16 protein-coding genes are annotated in these 18,266 nt (G+C 72.7%); 5 read left to right on the top strand and 11 right to left on the bottom strand.

The genetic code is table 11. The features are described from left to right. Positions 1–23 precede the first annotated feature (23 nt). The 4 genes from SNR22_RS04390 to SNR22_RS04375 all read right to left on the bottom strand — a co-directional run bounded on the left by SNR22_RS04390 (position 24) and on the right by SNR22_RS04375 (position 3,805). Positions 24–983 (bottom strand): VWA domain-containing protein, encoded by a 960-nt coding sequence (locus SNR22_RS04390; protein ID WP_320065142.1) that lies wholly within the window; start codon positions 981–983, stop codon positions 24–26. Further along, positions 980–1,963 (bottom strand): DUF58 domain-containing protein, encoded by a 984-nt coding sequence (locus SNR22_RS04385; protein ID WP_320065141.1) that lies wholly within the window; start codon positions 1,961–1,963, stop codon positions 980–982. The genes SNR22_RS04390 and SNR22_RS04385 overlap by 4 nt, the downstream gene beginning before the upstream one ends. Before the next feature lie 86 nt (positions 1,964–2,049). Next, entirely contained in the window at positions 2,050–3,099 is a 1,050-nt protein-coding gene (locus SNR22_RS04380; RefSeq protein WP_320065140.1) for a MoxR family ATPase, read from the bottom strand. 172 nt (positions 3,100–3,271) lie between these two features. After that, positions 3,272–3,805, bottom strand: coding sequence for a hypothetical protein (locus SNR22_RS04375; protein WP_320065139.1), 534 nt, complete (start codon positions 3,803–3,805; stop codon positions 3,272–3,274). 364 nt (positions 3,806–4,169) lie between these two features. Between SNR22_RS04375 and SNR22_RS04370 the strand changes: the two genes are divergently transcribed. Next, complete coding sequence (locus SNR22_RS04370) at positions 4,170–5,165, top strand: endonuclease/exonuclease/phosphatase family protein (RefSeq protein ID WP_320065138.1); 996 nt, start codon at positions 4,170–4,172, stop codon at positions 5,163–5,165. A 99-nt stretch (positions 5,166–5,264) separates the two neighbouring features. Here the strand turns inward: SNR22_RS04370 and cimA are convergent, their stop codons facing one another. Continuing rightward, a complete protein-coding gene (gene cimA / locus SNR22_RS04365) occupies positions 5,265–6,848 on the bottom strand; it encodes a citramalate synthase (RefSeq protein WP_320065137.1) in 1,584 nt (527 codons plus the stop codon). 414 nt (positions 6,849–7,262) lie between these two features. Between cimA and SNR22_RS04360 the strand changes: the two genes are divergently transcribed. Together SNR22_RS04360 and SNR22_RS04355 are read left to right on the top strand one after the other, a co-directional pair. After that, positions 7,263–7,721 carry a PRC-barrel domain-containing protein gene (locus SNR22_RS04360; RefSeq protein ID WP_413775588.1) on the top strand — a complete coding sequence of 153 codons (459 nt, stop codon included), beginning with the start codon at positions 7,263–7,265 and terminating at the stop codon, positions 7,719–7,721. Between the two features lie 57 nt (positions 7,722–7,778). After that, complete coding sequence (locus SNR22_RS04355) at positions 7,779–8,519, top strand: tyrosine-protein phosphatase (protein WP_320065136.1); 741 nt, start codon at positions 7,779–7,781, stop codon at positions 8,517–8,519. 17 nt (positions 8,520–8,536) lie between these two features. Here the strand turns inward: SNR22_RS04355 and SNR22_RS04350 are convergent, their stop codons facing one another. Together SNR22_RS04350 and SNR22_RS04345 are read right to left on the bottom strand one after the other, a co-directional pair. Beyond that, positions 8,537–9,631 (bottom strand): branched-chain amino acid aminotransferase, encoded by a 1,095-nt coding sequence (locus SNR22_RS04350; protein ID WP_320065135.1) that lies wholly within the window; start codon positions 9,629–9,631, stop codon positions 8,537–8,539. A gap of 180 nt (positions 9,632–9,811) precedes the next feature. Continuing rightward, positions 9,812–10,843, bottom strand: coding sequence for a 3-isopropylmalate dehydrogenase (locus SNR22_RS04345; protein WP_320065352.1), 1,032 nt, complete (start codon positions 10,841–10,843; stop codon positions 9,812–9,814). A gap of 226 nt (positions 10,844–11,069) precedes the next feature. Here SNR22_RS04345 and SNR22_RS04340 point away from each other — a divergent pair, with 226 nt between their 5' ends. Beyond that, positions 11,070–11,945, top strand: coding sequence for an FAD:protein FMN transferase (locus SNR22_RS04340; protein ID WP_320065134.1), 876 nt, complete (start codon positions 11,070–11,072; stop codon positions 11,943–11,945). A 322-nt stretch (positions 11,946–12,267) separates the two neighbouring features. Continuing rightward, positions 12,268–12,624, top strand: a complete 357-nt coding sequence (locus tag SNR22_RS04335; RefSeq protein WP_320065133.1) for a hypothetical protein — start codon at positions 12,268–12,270, stop codon at positions 12,622–12,624. A gap of 108 nt (positions 12,625–12,732) precedes the next feature. On the opposite strand, the gene serA is transcribed toward SNR22_RS04335, so the two are convergent. From serA to SNR22_RS04315, 4 genes are all read right to left on the bottom strand, one after another. Then, on the bottom strand, positions 12,733–14,331 hold the full coding sequence (serA, locus tag SNR22_RS04330; RefSeq protein WP_320065132.1) for a phosphoglycerate dehydrogenase: 1,599 nt from the start codon (positions 14,329–14,331) through the stop codon (positions 12,733–12,735). 260 nt (positions 14,332–14,591) lie between these two features. Then, the gene (gene ilvC / locus SNR22_RS04325) at positions 14,592–15,605 is read right to left on the bottom strand and encodes a ketol-acid reductoisomerase (protein WP_320065131.1); all 1,014 of its coding nucleotides are present in this window, start codon (positions 15,603–15,605) and stop codon (positions 14,592–14,594) included. 68 nt (positions 15,606–15,673) lie between these two features. After that, complete coding sequence (ilvN, locus tag SNR22_RS04320; protein ID WP_320065130.1) at positions 15,674–16,189, bottom strand: acetolactate synthase small subunit; 516 nt, start codon at positions 16,187–16,189, stop codon at positions 15,674–15,676. Between the two features lie 179 nt (positions 16,190–16,368). Beyond that, complete coding sequence (locus SNR22_RS04315) at positions 16,369–18,246, bottom strand: acetolactate synthase large subunit (RefSeq protein ID WP_320065129.1); 1,878 nt, start codon at positions 18,244–18,246, stop codon at positions 16,369–16,371. Between the last annotated feature and the right edge of the window lie 20 nt (positions 18,247–18,266).

Genomic DNA, 18,266 nt, shown 5'->3' with positions numbered 1-18,266 from the left:
GCCGGCTAGGCCGCAGGCCGGTTTCAGGGCAGCCGGGAGAACCACCGCATCGACCCCGCGGCGGCCCCCATGGCCAGGACCAGCCCGAGCCCGATGAACCGGGCCGAGACGTCCTGCCGTTGTTTGCGGTAGCCGACCGAGGTGCCGATGTCGTCGTAGACCGCCCGCAGCTCCGCGCTGCTGGTCGCCTCGTGGAAGCCACCCCCGGTGGAGTCGGCGACGGCCTTGAGGGTCTGCCCGTCCACCGGCACCTGGATCGGCCGGCCGCCCCGGTCGACGAACCCGGACGGGGTGCCGAACGAGATCGTGTGCACCTGGACCTTCGACGCGACCGCCTCGGCAGCGGCCTCCAGCGGGTCCAGGCCGGAGGTGTTCGCCCCGTCGGAGAGCAGGATGATCCGGGCCGGCGGCGGCTCCGTGGCCGCCTGACTGTCCAGCCCTTTCACCGCGCCGAGCGAGGTGCTGATCGCCTCCCCGATGGCAGTGCCCTGCACCCCGGTGGCACCCTCGACGAGGCGGTCGATCCCCTCGTGCAGGGCCTCCCGGTCGGTGCCGGGCGGGACCAGCACCGCCGCGCTGCCGGCGAAGGCGACCAGCCCCACGTTGAACTCGTCGGGGAGGCCGTCGACGAACCGCCGGGCGGCCTTCTTGGCCGCGCTGAGCCGGTCGGGCTCCACGTCGGAGGCGAGCATCGAGGTGGACACGTCCACGGCCACCATGACGGTGGCCCGTTCCCGGGGCACCCGCACCTCGTCGTGGGGGCGGGCGAAGCCCACCACCAGCAGCGCGAGCATGGCCAGGAAGAGTCCGGCCGGCACGTGCCGCCGCCACGCGGGGCGGTGCGGGGCGACCCGGTCGAGCAGGCGAAGGTTGGTGAAGCGGACGGCGTACCGGCTGCGGCGGCGCTGGGCCAGCAGGTAGCCCACGGCCAGCGCGGCGACCCCGAGCAGCAGCCAGAGCCGAGCGGGCGACTGCCAGTTCACGCGGCACCTCCACGGGGTGCGACGGGGCGCCGGGCCGGACCGCCGCTCGCCGCCGGGGCCAGGGCGAGCCGGCGCTGGGCGTGGACGTGCCGGACGATGTCGGCGCACCAGTCGCGGTCGGTGCGCAGCGGCAGGTGGGTGGCCCCGCACCGGCGCAATGCCTGGCTGACCTGGTCGCGCTGGGCGGCGGCGGCCATGGCGTACCGCCCGCGCAGCCCGGCGTCGCCGGTCCACACCTCCCGCCGCCGGCCGGTCTCCGGGTCGACAAGGGTGATCAGGCCGACGTCCGGCAGCTCCAGCTCACGGGGGTCGGTCACCTCCACGGCGAGCACCTGGTGCCGCACGGCGAGCCGGCGCAGCGGCGGCTCCCAGGGCGGCGGGTCGGCCGGGTCCTCGGGCAGCCCGTCGAGGAAGTCGGAGACCACCACGACCAGGCCCCGTCGAGTGGCGACCCGTCCCACCGCGGCCAGCCCGTCGGTCAGGTCCGGCGGGGCGAGGGGCGCGGTGTCCGGGTCGTACCCGCCGACGCGGGGCGCGGTCAGCAGCGTCCGGAGCAGCCCGAGCAGGTGGGTCCGGCCGCTGCGGGCGGGAAAGCGGCGCAGCCCGGCCGGGCCGAGCAGTTGGGCGCCAATCCGGTTGCCGGAGCCGGCGGTGAGGAAGCCGACCGCCGCGACGGCGGCGACCGTCAGCTCGCGCTTGTCCAGCTCGGCGGTGCCGTACTCCATGCTGGGACTGGCGTCGACCAGCAGCCAGGTGGTCAGCTCCCGGTCGGCGTCGACCTGGCGGACGTGCGGGACGGCGGTCCGGGCGGTGACGGCCCAGTCCATCCGGCGCACCTCGTCCTCGCCCGGCCGGTACTCGCGGCTGCCCGCGACCTCGCTGCCCACCCCGGGCAGCAGCCCGCGGTACTGGCCGTGCAGCAACCCGTCGAGGCGGCGGGTGACGGTCAGTTCCAGCCGGCGAAGCCGCCCGTCGGGCACGAGGTCAGCCAGGGTCGGGCCGGCGGGCGTGGTCCCGCCCGGTGCCCGCGTGGTCCCGGTCCGCGCAGGCTGCGCGGCACGGCCCCTCACGCCGCCGCCAGGTCGGCGACGTGCCCGGGGTGCCGGGAGGCGACCCGGGGCGGCGGCACGGCGTCGACCAGTCGGCGCACCACCTCCTCGGCGGTGATCCCGTCGGCGACCGCGTCGAAGGAGAGCACCAGCCGGTGGGCGAGGACGTCGACCGCCAGTTCCCGGACGTCCTCGGGCAGCACGTGGTCCCGGCCGCGCAGCAGGGCCTGGGCCCGGGCGGCGGCGACCAGACCGAGGGTGGCCCGGGGGCTCGCGCCGTACGCGAGCAGCGGCGCGACCTCGGGCAGCCCGAACCGGCCCGGGTCCCGGGTGGCCAGGATCAGCCGGACCACGTACTCGGCGAGGGCGTGGTGCACGAAGACGTCGCCGGCCCGGCGCTGGAGTGCGCGCATCCGGCCGGCATCGAGGACCTGGCGCGGGGTCGGCCGGTCGGTGCTCATCCGGTAGAGGATGGCCAGTTCGTCGGCGTCCCCCGGGTAGTCCACGACGATCTTGATGAGGAAGCGGTCGCGCTGGGCCTCGGGGAGCTGGTACACCCCCTCGGACTCGATCGGGTTCTGGGTGGCGAGGACCAGGAACGGGTCGGGCACGGGCCAGCTCCGCCCGCCGATGGAGACCTGCCGTTCGGCCATCGCCTCCAGCAGCGCGGACTGGATCTTGGCCGGGGCCCGGTTGATCTCGTCGGCGAGCACGAGGTTGGCCATGATCGGGCCGAGCTCGACGTCGAAGCTCTCCCTGGAGGCCCGGTAGATGCGCGTGCCGACGATGTCGGAGGGAACCAGGTCCGGGGTGAACTGAATCCGGGAGAAGGTACCGCCGACCACGGTGGCCAGGGTGTGCGCGGCGAGGGTCTTGGCCACGCCGGGAACGCCCTCCAGCAGGCAGTGGCCGCCGGCGAGCAGCGCGGTGAGCAGACGCTCGACGAGCCGATCCTGCCCGACGATCACGCGTTTGACCTCGAAGAGGGTCTGTTGCAGCTCGGCGTCGGTCGCGTCTGGATCGACCGGGCTGGGCAGGCTGGCCAGGGTGTCCGAGATGTCCGTCACGGTGCTTGCTTCCCGTGGGGGCGGTCCGACAAACGTCGGAATTTACGCCACTCGGGGTACCTTCCGGGCCCTAACCGGGACGACCGTCGCCAACGACGCGAGCCGCGCCAGGGACAAGTCCGGCGGCAACGACGCCGACCCCGGGCGGGGTCGGCGTCGTCCACTCAGGCGCTCAGGGGGTGAACACCGCGAGGTGGAACGGCCGGTCGGCCGCGACGCCGGCCGAGCTGTGCGTCTGCACGAAGATGCCGTTCGGCGTGGCGAGGCGCGGTGCCGCCGAAACCTCGCCAGCCGGCGGGAGGCAGCAGTCGGTGGTCGTGCCGATGGTGGCCACGTACCCGCCCCGAAGCAGGCTGCGGTTGAAGATGACCTGGTACTGGCCGGGGCCGTACTTGGTCACCGAGACCACGTCGTGGCCGCGGAGCAGAACCCCGGCACTGCTCACGACCGCGAAGGACGTGGAGCCGGCGACGAACGACGGGCTCACGTCCTTCTTCGCCTTCAGCGCTGCCTTGGCCTGGGCCGCCTCGGCCGCCGTCGGCACCGGCTGCCCGGACTGGACTACCGCGCGGGCGCCCGGCTGCTCGGTCTGGGCCGCGGGCTTGACCGCCGTCGTCTGGGCGGCGGCGATGCCGCCACCGGCCAGCGTCAGCGCCAACACGCCGAACGTGACCGCGACCGCCCTGCGGGAAATGAACTTGGCCATAACAGGTCTCCCCTTTATTGACCTTGGTGACACGACCGACTCGTCAGACAACGAGCCGGATTGTTTCCGAGCCTGTTCGGTGCTGATGAGAAGCGTCGGCGCAGCCGCAGCCGGCGCATTCACGATGCCGATCGGGCGGCCAGAGCACCACTGCTGAACAGGGCTTACTACCGAGAGTGTCGGGTTTGGAACCAGGTGGAAAGTAGCATCGAAAAAAGCGCGAGGTCAATAGCTGAGGGTGGTGTCTAAGACTGATTCAGGGTGCCAGGAAATTGTGAAACATGAAGGCTCGACAATTCACTCGAGGCCGCCGAGGCGCAGTGGCGGACGGCGGTTGGGCCGCCTCAGGCGCTAACGTGTCGCCATGATCACGTCACCGGATGCCGGACCCTCGATCGGCCGGGCCGCCCGGGTGCGCACGTTGCTGTGCTGGGCGGCCGTGACGCCCGGGCTGGCCTGGGCGGCGCTCCGGCTGCCCGGCCTGGAACGGGGCCCCCTGGTCCAGGCGGTCGCCTTCACCCCGTACGTCGCGGCCTGGACGCCCGTGCCGCTGCTACTCGCGCTCGCCCTGCGGCGCCGCTGGCCGGCGGTGGTCGCGGCCCTGGCCGCGGCGGCGCTGGTCGGGGTGGTCGCACCCCGGGCGTTGCCCGGCGGGCAGCCCGCCGCGCACGGGCCGGAGCTGCGGCTGCTCACCGCCAACCTGCTGGCCGGCGCGGCCGACGCCCGCACCCTGGTCGACCTGGTCCGGGCGCACCGGGTCGACGTGCTGACCGTGCAGGAGTTCACCCCCGACACGGCGACCGAGCTGGACCGGCTCGGCCTGGCCACCCTGCTGCCCCACCGGCAGCTCAACCCGCAGGTGGGCACCGTCGGCTCGGGGCTGTACGCCCGCTTCCCGATCACCGGGGGCGGCATCCGGCAGAACCGTGGCGGCTGGGGATTCAGCCAGGCGTACGGCACGGTGACCCCACCGGGCGCACCGCCGGTACGCATCGAGTCGGCCCACCCGGCGGCCCCGTACGCGGTCGACCAGGTCGAGTTCTGGCGCACCGACCTGGAGGCGCAGCCGGCGGCCACCCCGCAGGCGGGGCTGTCGATCCTGGCCGGGGACTTCAACGCCACCCTCGACCACGCGCCGCTGCGCGCCCTGCTGGCCACCGGGTACGTCGACGCGGCCGACGCCGCCGGTGACGGGCTCACCGGCACCTGGGGCCCGTACGACGGCGACCCGATCCCGCCGGTGACGATCGACCACGTGTTGGTGGACCGGCGGGTCGCCGTCCGGTCGGTGGCCGTGCGGCCGGTGCCGGGCAGCGACCACCGCGCGGTCCTCGCCGAGCTGCGGCTGCCCGCCGTCTGAGCGGGGCCGCCTCCGCAGGTCGACAAGGGCCGGCACGCCGCCGCCGGCGCGGTGAGAGGGGAGCCCTTCTCTACCGGCGGCGTTAAGAGGGTGCCTTCCTTACACGCGGGCGAGGTTGAGGCCGTAGGTGAGGGCGTCGACGAGCGCGTGCCAGGACGCCTCGACGACGTTGGGGTGCACGCCGACGGTGGTCCAGTCCCGGCCCGCGCCGTCGGCGGTCTCGACCAGCACCCGGGTCACCGCGCCGGTGCCGAGGCTGCCCTCCAGGATGCGCACCTTGTAGTCGGCCAGCTCGAAGTCGCGCAGCTGCGGGTAGTGCCGGCACAGGCCGACCCGCAGCGCCTCGTCGAGGGCGTTGATCGGGCCGTTGCCCTCGGCCGTGGCGATCACCCGCTCGCCGCGTACCCGGATCTTCACGGTGGCCTCGGAGACCACCGCGCCGTCCTCGCGGTGCTCGACCAGCACCCGGTACGACTCCAGCGTGAACGGCCGGACCGGGGCGGCGCCGGGCAGCTCGGAGCGAACCAGCAGCTCGAACGAGGCGTCGGCGGCCTCGAAGGACCAGCCCTCGGCCTCCAACTCCTTCACCCGGCTGGTCACCCTCGACAGGGTCTCCGGATGGCCGGCCAGGTCCAGGCCCAGTTCGCGGCCCTTCAGCTCGACGCTGGCCCGGCCGGCCATCTCGGTGATCAGGATCCGCATGTCGTTGCCCACCACCGTGGGCTCCACGTGGTTGTAGAGCAGCGGATCCACCTTGATCGCGCTCGCGTGCAGCCCCGCCTTGTGGGCGAAGGCGGCGGCCCCGGCGTACGCCTGGTGGGTGTCGGGGGCGATGTTGGCGATCTCGGCGATGGCGTGGGAGACCCGCACCATCTGCTCCAGGCAGCCCTCCGGTAGGACCGGCAGCCCGAGCTTGAGCTGGAGGTTGGCGGCGACGGCGAAGATGTCGGCGTTGCCGGGGCGCTCGCCGTACCCGTTGGCGGTGCCCTGGACGTGGCGGACCCCGGCCTCGACGGCGGCGATGGTGTTGGCCACCGCGCACGCGGTGTCGTTCTGGGCGTGCATGCCGAGCCGCTCGGGAGCCACCCCGGTCCGCGCGACGAGGTCGGCGATCACGGCGGTGACCTGGGAGGGCAACATCCCGCCGTTGGTGTCGCAGAGCACCATCACCTCGGCGCCGGCTTCCAGTGCGGTCTGCACCACCGCCGCCCCGTACGCCGGGTCGTGCCGGTAGCCGTCGAAGAAGTGCTCGCCGTCGACGAAGACCCGCCGCCCCTCGGCGACCAGGTACGCGACGGTGTCCCGGATCATCGCCAGGTTCTCGGCGGCGGTGGTGCGCAGCGCGCGCTCGACGTGCCGCAGATCGGCCTTGGCGACCAGCGCGACGGCCGGGGTCCGCGCGTCGAGCAGGGCCCGGACCTGCGGGTCGTCGGCAACCGCGAGGCCGGCCTTGCGGGTCGCCCCGAACGCGACGAGCAGGGCGTGCTTGAGGTCCAGCTCGGTGCGGGCCCGGCGGAAGAACTCGGTGTCCTTCGGTACGGCGCCCGGCCAGCCCCCCTCGATGAAGCCGACCCCGAACTCGTCGAGCAGCCGGGCCACGGCCAGCTTGTCGACCACGGAGTAGGTGAGTCCCTCGCGCTGGGCGCCGTCGCGCAGCGTCGTGTCGTAGACCTGGAACGTCATGGGGAAGGTCCTTTCGGGCGCGGGTGGGGCGGACGGGGCGGCGGGGAGCGGCCAACAAAAAGACCCCCCGGGATACGGGAGGTCTGCGCGCTCGGCGGAGGGAAGGCCGGGCGCGCTAGGTGCCGATAATCAGGAGGCTGCTGGTCACGATCGCCACTGTGCCACTCGACCCCCGTTTTGGGAGGCATAATCCACATCCCGGGACGGTGATCCGGGGTTCCGATACCATCCGCGCTCACCTACGCAGCCCGAATCGTCGCTGGCGGGGCTGCGGACCGCCGTCGTCGTGCAGGCCGCCGCGTCGGCGTCTGCGCCCTTCGGTGTGTACGGCTGCCCGGACGTGGGTAGGTGTGTTTCGGACACGAGAACGCCTTCTCTCCGAAACGACTACGTCAGTCGAGGCAGGAGCACCCCATGGACAGGCTCGATCCGCACGCCACGCACGGCACCCCGGAACCGATGCTCGCCGGCGGCCAGGACGCGATCGCCGGCGGTGCCCCCGCCGGTGCGTTCGACCCGTGGAGCTACCGCGACCACGCCTCGGTGGCCGACGCCGACCTGGTCGGCTACAAGGTCGAGGCCACCGACGGCAGCATCGGCAAGATCGACAGCGCGAGCCACGAGGTCGGCGGCAGCTATCTGGTGGTCGACACCGGCCCGTGGATCTTCGGCAAGAAGGTCATGCTGCCCGCCGGCACGGTCAACCACGTCGACCACGACGAGCGCAAGGTGCACGTCGACCGCGACAAGGACCAGATCAAGGCCGCACCCGAGTACGACGAGGAGGGCCACAGCGACCCGGCCTTCCGGGACAGGATCGGCGGCTACTACGACGAGAGCTACGGCAACCTGCCCCCGGGCACCGCGCGCTGACCTGTTCGACCGTAACGGCCGGTGGAGCTCTGCTCCACCGGCCGTTACGGTGTCAGCGTGGATGCGATCGAGACCAACCGCAGGATCCCCTTCTCCGCACTGTTCAACTTCCGCGATGTCGGCGGCTACCCGGCCCGCGACGGGCGCGCCGTGGCCTGGGGCCGGCTCTACCGCTCGGACTCCCCGCACCGGCTCGACGGCGCCGACCGGGACGTCTTCGTCGCCCTCGGCGTCCGTACCGTGATCGACCTGCGCCGCCCGAAGGAGGTGGCCCGGGACGGCCGGGTGCCGGAACTGGCCGGGCTCACCTACCGGCACATCCACCCCGAGCACACGGACTGGGCGGAGGCGCAGTACGAGCCCGGCTCCAGCCTGGCCCGGTTCCTCGCCGACCGATACGCCGACCTTGCCGGCACCGGCGCCGCCGGGCTGGCCGAGGCGGTCGGGCTGATCGCCGACAGCGCCACCGCGCCGGTCGTCGTGCACTGTGTGGCCGGCAAGGACCGCACCGGCATCGTCTGCGCGCTGACCCTGTCGGCGCTCGGGGTGAGCGACGCCGACATCGCCGCGGACTACGCGCTGAGCACCGAGGCGTCGGAGCAGTTCAGCGCCTGGGTGGCCACCACCACGCCCGACGCCAAGGAACTGCCCCCGCCCTACCTGGCCTCCCCGGCGGAGGCGATGACGCTCTTCCTGGCCGAACTGCGCCTGGGGCACGGCTCGGCGGAGGGTTATCTGCGGCACGCGGGCGTCACCGACGCCCAGCTCGCCGCGCTCCGCGACCACCTGCTGGAGTAGGCCGCGCGCCCCGACCTTCAGAGGACTCGGCTGACCCAGCCGTGCGGGTCGGCGGCCCGGCCGCGCTGGATGTCGACGAGCCGCTGCTGCAGCGCGGTGGTGACCGGGCCCGGCTGGCCCCCGCCGACGAGGAAATCGCCGCCAGGGAAGCGGACCCCGCCGATCGGCGTGATCACCGCGGCGGTGCCGCAGGCGAAGGCCTCGCGCAGCCGCCCGCTCGCCGCGTCGGCCCGCCAGTCGGCGAAGCTGACCGGCCGCTCCTCGACCTGGTGGCCGGCCTCGGCCGCCAGGGTGAGGAGCGCGTCCCGGGTGATACCGGGCAGGATCGTGCCGCTCAGCGGCGGGGTGACCAGCGTGTCGTCGTCGTAGACGAAGAAGACGTTCATCCCGCCCAGCTCGTCGACGTACCGGCGTTCCACGGCGTCGAGGAAGACCACCTGGTCGCAGCCGGCCTCGATCGCCTCGGCCTGGGCCACCAGCGAGGCGGCATAGTTGCCACCGCACTTCGCCGCGCCGGTGCCGCCCGGGGCGGCCCGGGTGTAGTCCGGCGAGACCCAGACCGTCACCGGTCGGACGCCGCCGGAGAAGTACGACCCCGCCGGGGAGGCGATGACCACGTAGAGGTATTCCCTGGCCGGCCGGACACCGAGGAACGCCTCACTGGCGATCATGAACGGGCGCAGGTAGAGGCTGCCCCCATCGCCCTCGGGGATCCACTCCTGGTCGATCTCGACGAGCCTGCGCAACGACTCCACGAAGAGCTCCGGCGGCAGCTCCGGCATCGCCATCCGGCGGGCCGAGGAGGCGAACCGGGCCGCGTTGGCCGCCGGCCGGAACATGGTCACCGCGCCGTCGCCGACGCGGTACGCCTTCAGGCCCTCGAAGATCTCCTGGGCGTAGTGCAGCACGGCGCTGGCCGGGTCCATCGGGATCGGCGCACGCGCGGAGATCCGGGCGTCGTACCAGCCCTTGCCCTCGGCGTACCGGATGGTCACCATGTGGTCGGTGAAGACCCGCCCGAAGCCCGGGTCTACGAGCAGGGCGGCCCGTTCGGCGGCGGACACCGGCGCGGGGTTCGAAATGATCTCGAAGTCGAGCATGTCACCGCTCATCGCGCGGGCCTCCCTGCCGAACGGCGGCGCGCGGGAGCGCACGCCGGATCTCGCTGTTGTCTGAAACCTACCCCGACCGGTCGTTGCGCCGGTAGCGCGGTGCCGGCGGGCCGGACGCCCCGGGCGGGTCGTTCCGGCTGATCGGACGCCCTCTCCCGAGGGGCGTCGGGCGGACCCGCGTCAGGCCACCGCGTACCCGGCGAGCCGGTCGCCCACCTCGGCGGTGCGCAGCGGCGTGCCCGGGGTACGGCCGGCCAGTTCCGTGCCGACGGCGGCGGTCACCCGGGCGGCGGCGTCGGCGTGCCCGAGCTGGTCGAGCAGCAGGGCGGCGGAGAGCACGGCGGCCACCGGGTCGGCGACGCCCTGGCCGGCGATGTCCGGCGCGGAGCCGTGCACCGGCTCGAACATCGACGGGTACGCCCCGGTGGGGTTGATGCAGCCGCTGGCGGCGAGCCCGATGCCGCCGGTGATGGCGGCGGCGATGTCGGTGAGGATGTCGCCGAAGAGGTTGTCGGTGACCACCACGTCGTACCGCTGGGGCTGGGTGACCAGGAACATCGCGGCGGCGTCGACGTGCTGGTACTCCGTGGTGACGTCCGGGTGCTCGGCGGCCACGGCGGCGAAGGCACGGGCCCAGAGCGAGCCGGCGTGGGTCAGCACGTTGGTCTTGTGCACCAGGGTGACCTTGCGCCGCTCCCGGCGGGACGCCCGGGCGAACGCGTCGCGGACGACCCGCTCCACCCCGTGCCGGGTGTTGAGGCTCTCCTCGGTGGCCACCTCCGCCGGGGTGTCCCGGTGCAGGGTGCCACCGGCGCCGGCGTAGAGCCCCTCGGTGCCCTCCCGGACCACCACCAGGTCGACCTCGCCGGGCTTGACGTTGGTCAGCGGGCCGACCACACCGGGCCACAGCCGCGACGGGCGCAGGTTGACGTACTGGTCGAAGGCGAACCGGAGCTTGAGCAGCAGGCCCCGCTCCAGCACACCCGGCGGGACCGTTGGGTCGCCGACGGCACCGAGCAGGATCGCGTCGTGCCCGGCCAGCTCGGCGAGGACGGAGTCCGGCAGCACCTCACCGGTGCGGTGGTACCGCGCCGCGCCGAGGTCGTACTCCGTGGCCTCCACCCCGGGTAGCACGGCGTCGACGACCTTGAGGGCCTGCGCGACCACCTCGGGTCCGATCCCGTCCCCGGCCACCACCGCGATCCGCGCCACGTCCGTCAACTCCCTCGCCTCGTCGTCGTCTTCCGCAACGGTACGACCCCGTCCCGCCTCCCGGTACGCTCCTTCCACATTTCGGGAACCGCTAACGCACAGCAGGCTCCCAGGTGGGATTCATGGTGTGGTCAACTTCGCTGCCTAGGGTCGGTGGGGAGCGGGTCACCGGGCCCGGACGGAGTTCGCCGCGGTGTTGCGGCGCCGTCAGCGAAGGAGCAGCGTGATGCGGATCGACGAGCAGCCCCGGCACCGGTGGACCGACGAGCAACCACGCACCCGGTGGGTGGACTCGTCCTCCTTCTCCAGCCGCCGCCCCGACCTGCGGCTGGGCGGCCACACCCACCGGCTCGACCGGGTCGGCGCCGCCGCCGCCGACCGGATCGCCGTGCAGCACAGCGTCCACACCAGCACCGCCGAGTACTCGCTGCTGCTCAACGCCCCCGACTGGCTGGGCCGGCGCGCGGTCGGCGAGGCACTGGCCGACGCCGTCGCCGAGTTGCGCGCCATCGACCTCACCTACGGCCCGGCCCGCCCGGACAGCCTGGTGTCCCGGCTGCGCCGGGGAGAAATCAGCCCCGAGTCCTATCCGCCGCTGGCCGACCTGGTGGACCGGTGCGCCGCGATGCGGGCGGTGACCGACGGCTGGTTCGACGCCTGGGCGGTGCCCGGCGGCTTCGACCCGGGCGGTCTGCTCGGCGGCTGGGCGGTGGAACGGGCCGCGGCCCGACTGCGCGTCGCCGGCATCCACGACTACGCGGTGATCGCCGGCGCCGACCTGGTGGTACGCGGCAACGCCGCGCACGGCGGCCCGTGGCGGGTGGCGGTGCACCATCCGACCGACTCCCGCCGGGCACCGCTCGTGCTGGAGATGACGGCCGGCGCGGTGGGCACCTCCGGGGTGACCGGTCGGCGGGGGCACGTGGTCGACCCGCACACCGGGGCACCCGCCGACCACCTCGTCGCCGCCACCGTGATCGGGCCGGACCTGGCGGTGGCCGACGCGTATGCCACCGCGCTCTACGCTGCGGGCCCGGCCGGGCTGGCCTGGTTCCGCAACGGGTCGGACTACCGGGCGCTGTTCGCCCACAACCGGCGCTGAACCGCCGGGTCACTCCGAACGCGGGCCCGCGATCGGCCCCCACGGTCTCGGCAACGACCATGAGGGCCGGTCAGCGACGAATGCGCGTGGCTCGCACAATCGAGGGGTACGGGCCGATCGGGCCGGACGCCCGGCCTCGCCACCCGAAGGCGGGCCGTCGCCGAACTCAACCAGTGACCGCACGAGTACGCTAGCGAATCGACGCAACTCGCCGCAAGGGTCCTCCACAGCGGACCGTACTCCGAGGACCGTCGAAGGTTCCCGACTGAGCTGCGGCGGGGCCACAGTGACTTCCCGGGCGCGGGATGGCACGCTGTCCGCCGTGAGTTTCGATCTGAGCGTGTGGGCCCTCCCGGACGGGGCCACCCCCGCAGACGTGCGGACAGCGGTGCAACAGTGCCGACAGGGACAGCACGGCGAACGCTACCCGGACCCGCGGGTCGTCGGCTTCTACCGGGCGATCACGGGCCGCTATCCGGACCGACCGGCCCGCCCGGATTCCCCGTGGGAGGTCGCGCCCCTGCACGCGACCAGCGACCACATCGAGATGAACCTCAATCCGGCCTGTGCGGATCAGGTTCTGCTCGACATCGAGCGGCTGGCCGGCGAGTTCGACCTGATGCTCTTCGACTTCCAGGACGGGTCGGTCTACCCGCCACCGGCCCGCGTTCGCCGCTGACCCGACGCCGCCGGGTGGCGGCGGGTCGCGCACGACGAGGGGCCCGGCCTTCCCGGCCGGGCCCCCGATACGTCCTGCGTGGACCCGCCGCGCGGGTCGTGGGTGGACCTACTCGTCGCGCAGGTCGGCGGCGCTGGCCGAGACTGCGCCGATCGACTCGGCAGCCGAGGTGAGCAGGTCCGCGCCGAGCGCCTGGTCGACCGTGAGGGTCATCAGGGTCTCGCCGCCGGCCTCCCGGCGGGCCACCTGCATCGCCGCGATGTTGACGCCGGCCTCGCCGAGCAGGGTGCCGACGGTGCCGACCACGCCCGGCCGGTCGGCGTAGCGCAGGAAGAGCAGGATGCCCTCTGCGGCGATCTCCACGTCGAAGCCGTCCACCTCGGTGAGCTTGATGACGTCGCGGGTCCCGGTGTGGGCTACCGTGCCGGAGACGCTGACCGTGCGGCCGTCGGGCAGCGCGCCGCGGACGGTCACCAGGATCGGGTGGTCGACCGTCTCGGCCTCGCTGGTCAGGTTCACCTCGACCCCCCGCTCGGCGGCCAGGTGCGGCGCGTTGACGTAGGTGACCTGCTCCTCGACCACCGAGCTGAACAGCCCCTTGGTGGTGGCCAGCTTGAGCACCGAGACGTCGTGTTTGACGATCTCACCGCGCACCTCGACGGTGACGCTGGCGGCCACCCCGCCGGCCACGGCGGTGAACGCCCGGCCGAGCTTCTCGGCCAGCGGCAGCAGCGGACGCACGTCCTCGGCGACCACGCCACCGGCCTGCACGTTGACCGCGTCCGGCACGAACTCGCCCTGCAGCGCGAGCTTGACGCTCTTGGCCACGGCCAGGCCCGCCTTGTCCTGCGCCTCGGCCGTGGAGGCGCCCAGGTGCGGGGTGGCCACCACGTTGTCGAAGGCGAACAGCGGCGAGGAGGTGCAGGGCTCCTTGACGTACACGTCGACGCCGACGCCGCCCACCCGGCCATCGGCGAGCGCGTCGGCGAGGGCCTGCTCGTCGACCAGTCCGCCGCGGGCGGCGTTGACGATCCGCACGCCCGGCTTGACGATCGCCAGTTCCTTCTCGCCGATCAGGCCCAGGGTCTCCGGGGTCTTCGGCAGGTGGATCGAGATGAAGTCGCTCTCCCGCAGCAGCTCCTCCAGCCCGACCAGACGCACACCGAGCTGGGCGGCACGGGCCGGCTGGATGTACGGGTCGTACGCGATCAGCCGGGTGCCGAACGCGGCGATCCGAGACGCGAAGAGCACACCGATACGGCCGAGGCCGACCACGCCGACCGTCTTGCCCTGCACCTCGACGCCGGTGTACTTGGACCGCTTCCACTCGCCGGCCTTGAGCGCGGCGCTGGCGCTGGCGGTGTTGCGGGCCACGGCGAGCAGCAGCGCGACGGCCTGCTCGGCGGCGGACACGATGTTGGAGGTGGGGGCGTTGACCACCATGACGCCCCGCGTGGTGGCGGCCGGCACCTCGACGTTGTCCAGACCGACACCGGCCCGGGCGACCACCTTCAGCCGCGGAGCGGCGGCGATCGCCTCGGCGTCGATCTGCGTGGCACTACGCACGATCACCGCATCGGCCTCGGAGAGCGCGGAGAGCAGGGCCTGACGGTCGGTGCCGTCGACGTGACGGACGTCGAAGTCGTGGGCGAGCACCTCGATGGCAGCGGGGGCGAGTTCTTCGGCGATCAGTACGACAGGAGTCATCGGTCCTCGTAGGTCGTGTGGCGGTCGGCCGGGGCGCCGGACGCCGCGCTGCGCCCTGCGCTGAAACATGTCATGGCCGTCAGGTGCCGGCTACGCACCTACGGCGATCGTAGGTGCGAAGCCGGCCGGCGTGCCCCGGCCCGTGGGGTGAGGGCCCTCACAAGCCGGACATGTCATCGGGATCCCGGACGGAAGAAGGACAGCAACGGCCCGCCCGACGCCGGGGCGGGCGTCGGGCGGGCCGTCGTGGGCGGGGTGGCTCAGGCGGTCTCGGTGATCGGCCGGTCGACCCAGCTCATCATAGACCGCAGCTTCTGGCCGGTCTCCTCGATCGGGTGCGCCGCGCCCTCGGCCTGCCACTTGGAGAAGTTCGGGCGGCCGTTGTCGTCCTCGGCGATCCACTCGCGGGCGAACTCGCCGGACTGGACCTCGGAGAGGATCTTGCGCATCTCCTCCTTGACCCGGGCGTCGACGACGCGCGGGCCGCGGGAGAGGTCGCCGTACTCGGCGGTGTCGGAGATGCTGTAGCGCATCTTCGCGATGCCGCCCTCGTACATCAGGTCGACGATCAGCTTCAGCTCGTGCAGGCACTCGAAGTAGGCCACCTCGGGGGTGTAACCCGCCTCGGTGAGCACCTCGAACCCGGTCTGCACCAGGGCCGCCGCGCCGCCGCAGAGCACCGCCTGCTCGCCGAAGAGGTCGGTCTCCGTCTCCTCCTTGAAGGTGGTCCGGATCACGCCGGCCCGGGTGCCGCCGATCCCCTTCGCGTAGGCCAGGGCCAGCGCGAGGGCGGTGCCGGTGGCGTCCTGCTCGACGGCGACCAGGCAGGGCACGCCCTTGCCGTCGACGTACTGGCGGCGGACCAGGTGGCCCGGGCCCTTCGGGGCGACCATCGCCACGTCCACATCGGCCGGCGGCTTGATCAGGTCGTACCGGATGTTGAAGCCGTGGCCGAACAGGATCGCCTTGCCGGGCGCCAGGTTCGGCGCGATCGACTCCGTGTAGAGGGTCCGCTGGGCGGTGTCCGGGGCCAGGATCATGATCACGTCGGCCTCGGCCGCGGCCTGGGCCGGGGTGAGCACCCGCAGGCCCTGCTCCTCGGCCTTGGGCCGGCTCTTCGAGCCCTCCGGCAGGCCGATCACCACGTCGACGCCGGAGTCGCGCAGCGACAGCGCGTGGGCGTGGCCCTGGCTGCCGTACCCGATCACCGCCACCTTCTTGGCCTGGATCAGACCCAGGTCGGCATCGTCGTCGTAATACACCTCAACGCTCATTGACTTCCCTTTCGTACGACGGCCCGGGTGGCCCGTCGTGGCTTGTGCGGTTGGTGGCGAGGGGAGGTTCAGGCGGCCCGCAGAGCCGGACCGGCGGTGATCGAACGCGAGCCGCGCCCGATCGCCACCGTGCCGGACTGGACCATTTCCTTGATCCCGTACGGTTCGAGGTCGCGCAGCAGCGCGTCCAGCTTGTCGGGGGTGCCGGTGGCCTCGATGGTCAACGTGTCGGGCGCGACATCGACCACCCGGGCGCGGAACAGGTTGACCGTCTCCAGCACCTGACTGCGGGCCGCGCGGTCGGCGCGGACCTTGACCAGCAGCAACTCCCGGGCGACCGAGACCTGCGCGTCCAACTCGACGATCTTGAGCACGTTGACCAGCTTGTTGAGCTGCTTGGTGACCTGCTCCAGCGGGGAGGACTCGGCGTTGACCACGATGGTGATCCGGGAGACGTCGGGATTCTCGGTCTCGCCGACGGCGAGGCTGTCGATGTTGAAGCCACGCCGGGAGAACAGCCCGGAGACCCGGGCCAGGACGCCCGGCTTGTTCTCCACGAGCACGGACAGGGTGTGCAGATTCATTGCAGTACCTCTCTTGTCATGCCCTCATGGCCCTCGCTGCGCTCGGTGCATTCGGTCATGAAGCTGCCATCCTTGCCATGCCCTCATGGCCCTCGCTGCGCTCGGTGCATTCGGTCATGAAGCTGCCATCCTCGTCATGCCCTCATGGCCCTCGCTGCGCTCGGTGCATTCGGTCATGACTACATGTCGTCCTCGTCGAAGGCCGGGCGGACGCCGCGGGCGAACATGATCTCGTCGTTGCTGGTGCCGGCGGCCACCATCGGCCAGACCATCGCGTCCTTGCCGACCACGAAGTCGACCACGACGGGGGCGTCGTTGATCGCCATCGCCGCCTCGATGGTGGCGTCCACGTCCGCCGCGTTCTCGCAGCGCAGGCCGACGCAGCCGAGCGCCTCGGCGAGCTTGACGAAGTCGGGGATGCGGTGCTTGTGGGTGCCCAGCTCGGTGTTCGAGTACCGCTCGTTGTAGAACAGGGTCTGCCACTGCCGGACCATGCCGAGGTTGCCGTTGTTGATCACGGCGATCTTGACCGGGATGCCCTCCAGCGCGCAGGTGGCCAGCTCCTGGTTGGTCATCTGGAAGCAGCCGTCGCCGTCCACCGCCCAGACCACCGTGTCGGGCCGGCCGACCTTGGCCCCCATGGCAGCCGGGACCGCGTACCCCATGGTGCCGGCGCCGCCGGAGTTGAGCCAGGTGTGCGGCTTCTCGTACGAGATGAACTGCGACGCCCACATCTGGTGCTGGCCGACCCCGGCGACGTAGACGGCGTCCGGCCCGACGATCTTTCCCAGCCGCTCGATCACGTACTGCGGGGAGAGGGTGCCGTCGGCCGGCTCCTCGTAGCCCAGCGGGTACCGGTTGCGCAGGTCGTCGAGCTGGGTCCACCAGTCGGCGAGATCGGCGGCGTGGCCGGCGGCCCGCTCGGCGGTGACGGCGGCGATCAGCTCGTCGATCACGTGCCGGGCGTCGCCGACGATCGGGACGTCCGCGTGCCGGTTCTTGCCGATCTCGGCCGGATCGATGTCGGCGTGCACGACGGTGGCGTCCGGGGCGAAGGAGTCCAGCTTGCCGGTGACCCGGTCGTCGAACCGGGCGCCGAGCACCACGATCAGGTCCGACTTCTGCAGGCCGTAGACCGCCGACACGGTGCCGTGCATGCCGGGCATGCCCAGGTGCTGCTGATGTGAGTCGGGGAACGCGCCGAGCGCCATCAGCGTGGTGACCACCGGGATGCCGGTCATCTCGGCAAGCCGAAGCAGGCCCTCGGTGGCCCCGGCCTTGAGCACGCCACCGCCGACGTAGAGCACCGGCCGGCGGGCCGAGGCCATCAGCCGGGCGGCCTCCCGGATCTGCTTGCCGTGCGGGTGCAGGGTCGGCCGGTAGCCGGGCAGGTCCAGCGTCGGCGGCCAGGAGAACGTGGTCTGCGCCTGGAGGACGTCCTTGGGGATGTCCACCAGCACCGGGCCGGGACGGCCGGTCGAGGCCAGGTGGAACGCCTCGGCGAGCACCTGCGGAATCTCCTCGGGCGTCTGCACCAGGAAGTTGTGCTTGGTGATCGGCAGGGTGATGCCCTGGATGTCGGCCTCCTGGAAGGCGTCCGTGCCGATCGCCGGGCGGGGGACCTGACCGGTGATCGCCACGATCGCCACCGAGTCCATGTACGCGTCGGCGATCGGGGTCACCAGGTTCGTCGCGCCCGGCCCGGAGGTGGCCATGCAGACGCCGACCTTGCCGGTGGCCTGGGCGTATCCGGTGGCCGCGTGGCCGGCGCCCTGCTCGTGGCGGACCAGGATGTGCCGGACGGCGGAGTCGTAGAGCGGGTCGTACGCCGGGAGGATCGCCCCGCCCGGGATGCCGAAGACGACGTCGACGCCGAGCGCCTCGAGGGACCGCACGAGCGAACCGGCCCCGGAGATCTGCGCGGGCACGGTCTGCCCTACCCCGGGGGCTGCCGGGACGCTGGCGGGCGGCGCGACCTGGTCGGCGGCCGCCGGCTCGGCGCCGGCACGGGCCCGGCGGGCGGAGTGGGCGAGGGTCTCTGGTGTGGGTCTCGTCATGACGGTTCAGGCCTCCGGCT

The sequence above is a fragment of the Micromonospora sp. RTGN7 genome (assembly GCF_033804645.1).
Classification (GTDB): Bacteria; Actinomycetota; Actinomycetes; order Mycobacteriales; family Micromonosporaceae; genus Micromonospora.
Note: the sequence above shows the minus strand (reverse complement) of the source record. Positions and strands in the feature narration are given on the sequence as shown.

Bases quoted from the DNA above. Each gene is read 5' to 3' on its own strand.
- ilvN (WP_320065130.1), bottom strand. From the start codon at position 16,189: ATGAATCTGCACACCCTGTCCGTGCTCGTGGAGAACAAGCCGGGCGTC.
- SNR22_RS04350 (WP_320065135.1), bottom strand. From the start codon at position 9,631: ATGAGCGGTGACATGCTCGACTTCGAGATCATTTCGAACCCCGCGCCG.
- SNR22_RS04360 (WP_413775588.1), top strand. From the start codon at position 7,263: ATGGACAGGCTCGATCCGCACGCCACGCACGGCACCCCGGAACCGATG.
- SNR22_RS04340 (WP_320065134.1), top strand. From the start codon at position 11,070: ATGCGGATCGACGAGCAGCCCCGGCACCGGTGGACCGACGAGCAACCA.
- SNR22_RS04315 (WP_320065129.1), bottom strand. From the start codon at position 18,246: ATGACGAGACCCACACCAGAGACCCTCGCCCACTCCGCCCGCCGGGCC.
- SNR22_RS04370 (WP_320065138.1), top strand. From the start codon at position 4,170: ATGATCACGTCACCGGATGCCGGACCCTCGATCGGCCGGGCCGCCCGG.
- SNR22_RS04375 (WP_320065139.1), bottom strand. From the start codon at position 3,805: ATGGCCAAGTTCATTTCCCGCAGGGCGGTCGCGGTCACGTTCGGCGTG.
- ilvC (WP_320065131.1), bottom strand. From the start codon at position 15,605: ATGAGCGTTGAGGTGTATTACGACGACGATGCCGACCTGGGTCTGATC.
- serA (WP_320065132.1), bottom strand. From the start codon at position 14,331: ATGACTCCTGTCGTACTGATCGCCGAAGAACTCGCCCCCGCTGCCATC.
- cimA (WP_320065137.1), bottom strand. From the start codon at position 6,848: ATGACGTTCCAGGTCTACGACACGACGCTGCGCGACGGCGCCCAGCGC.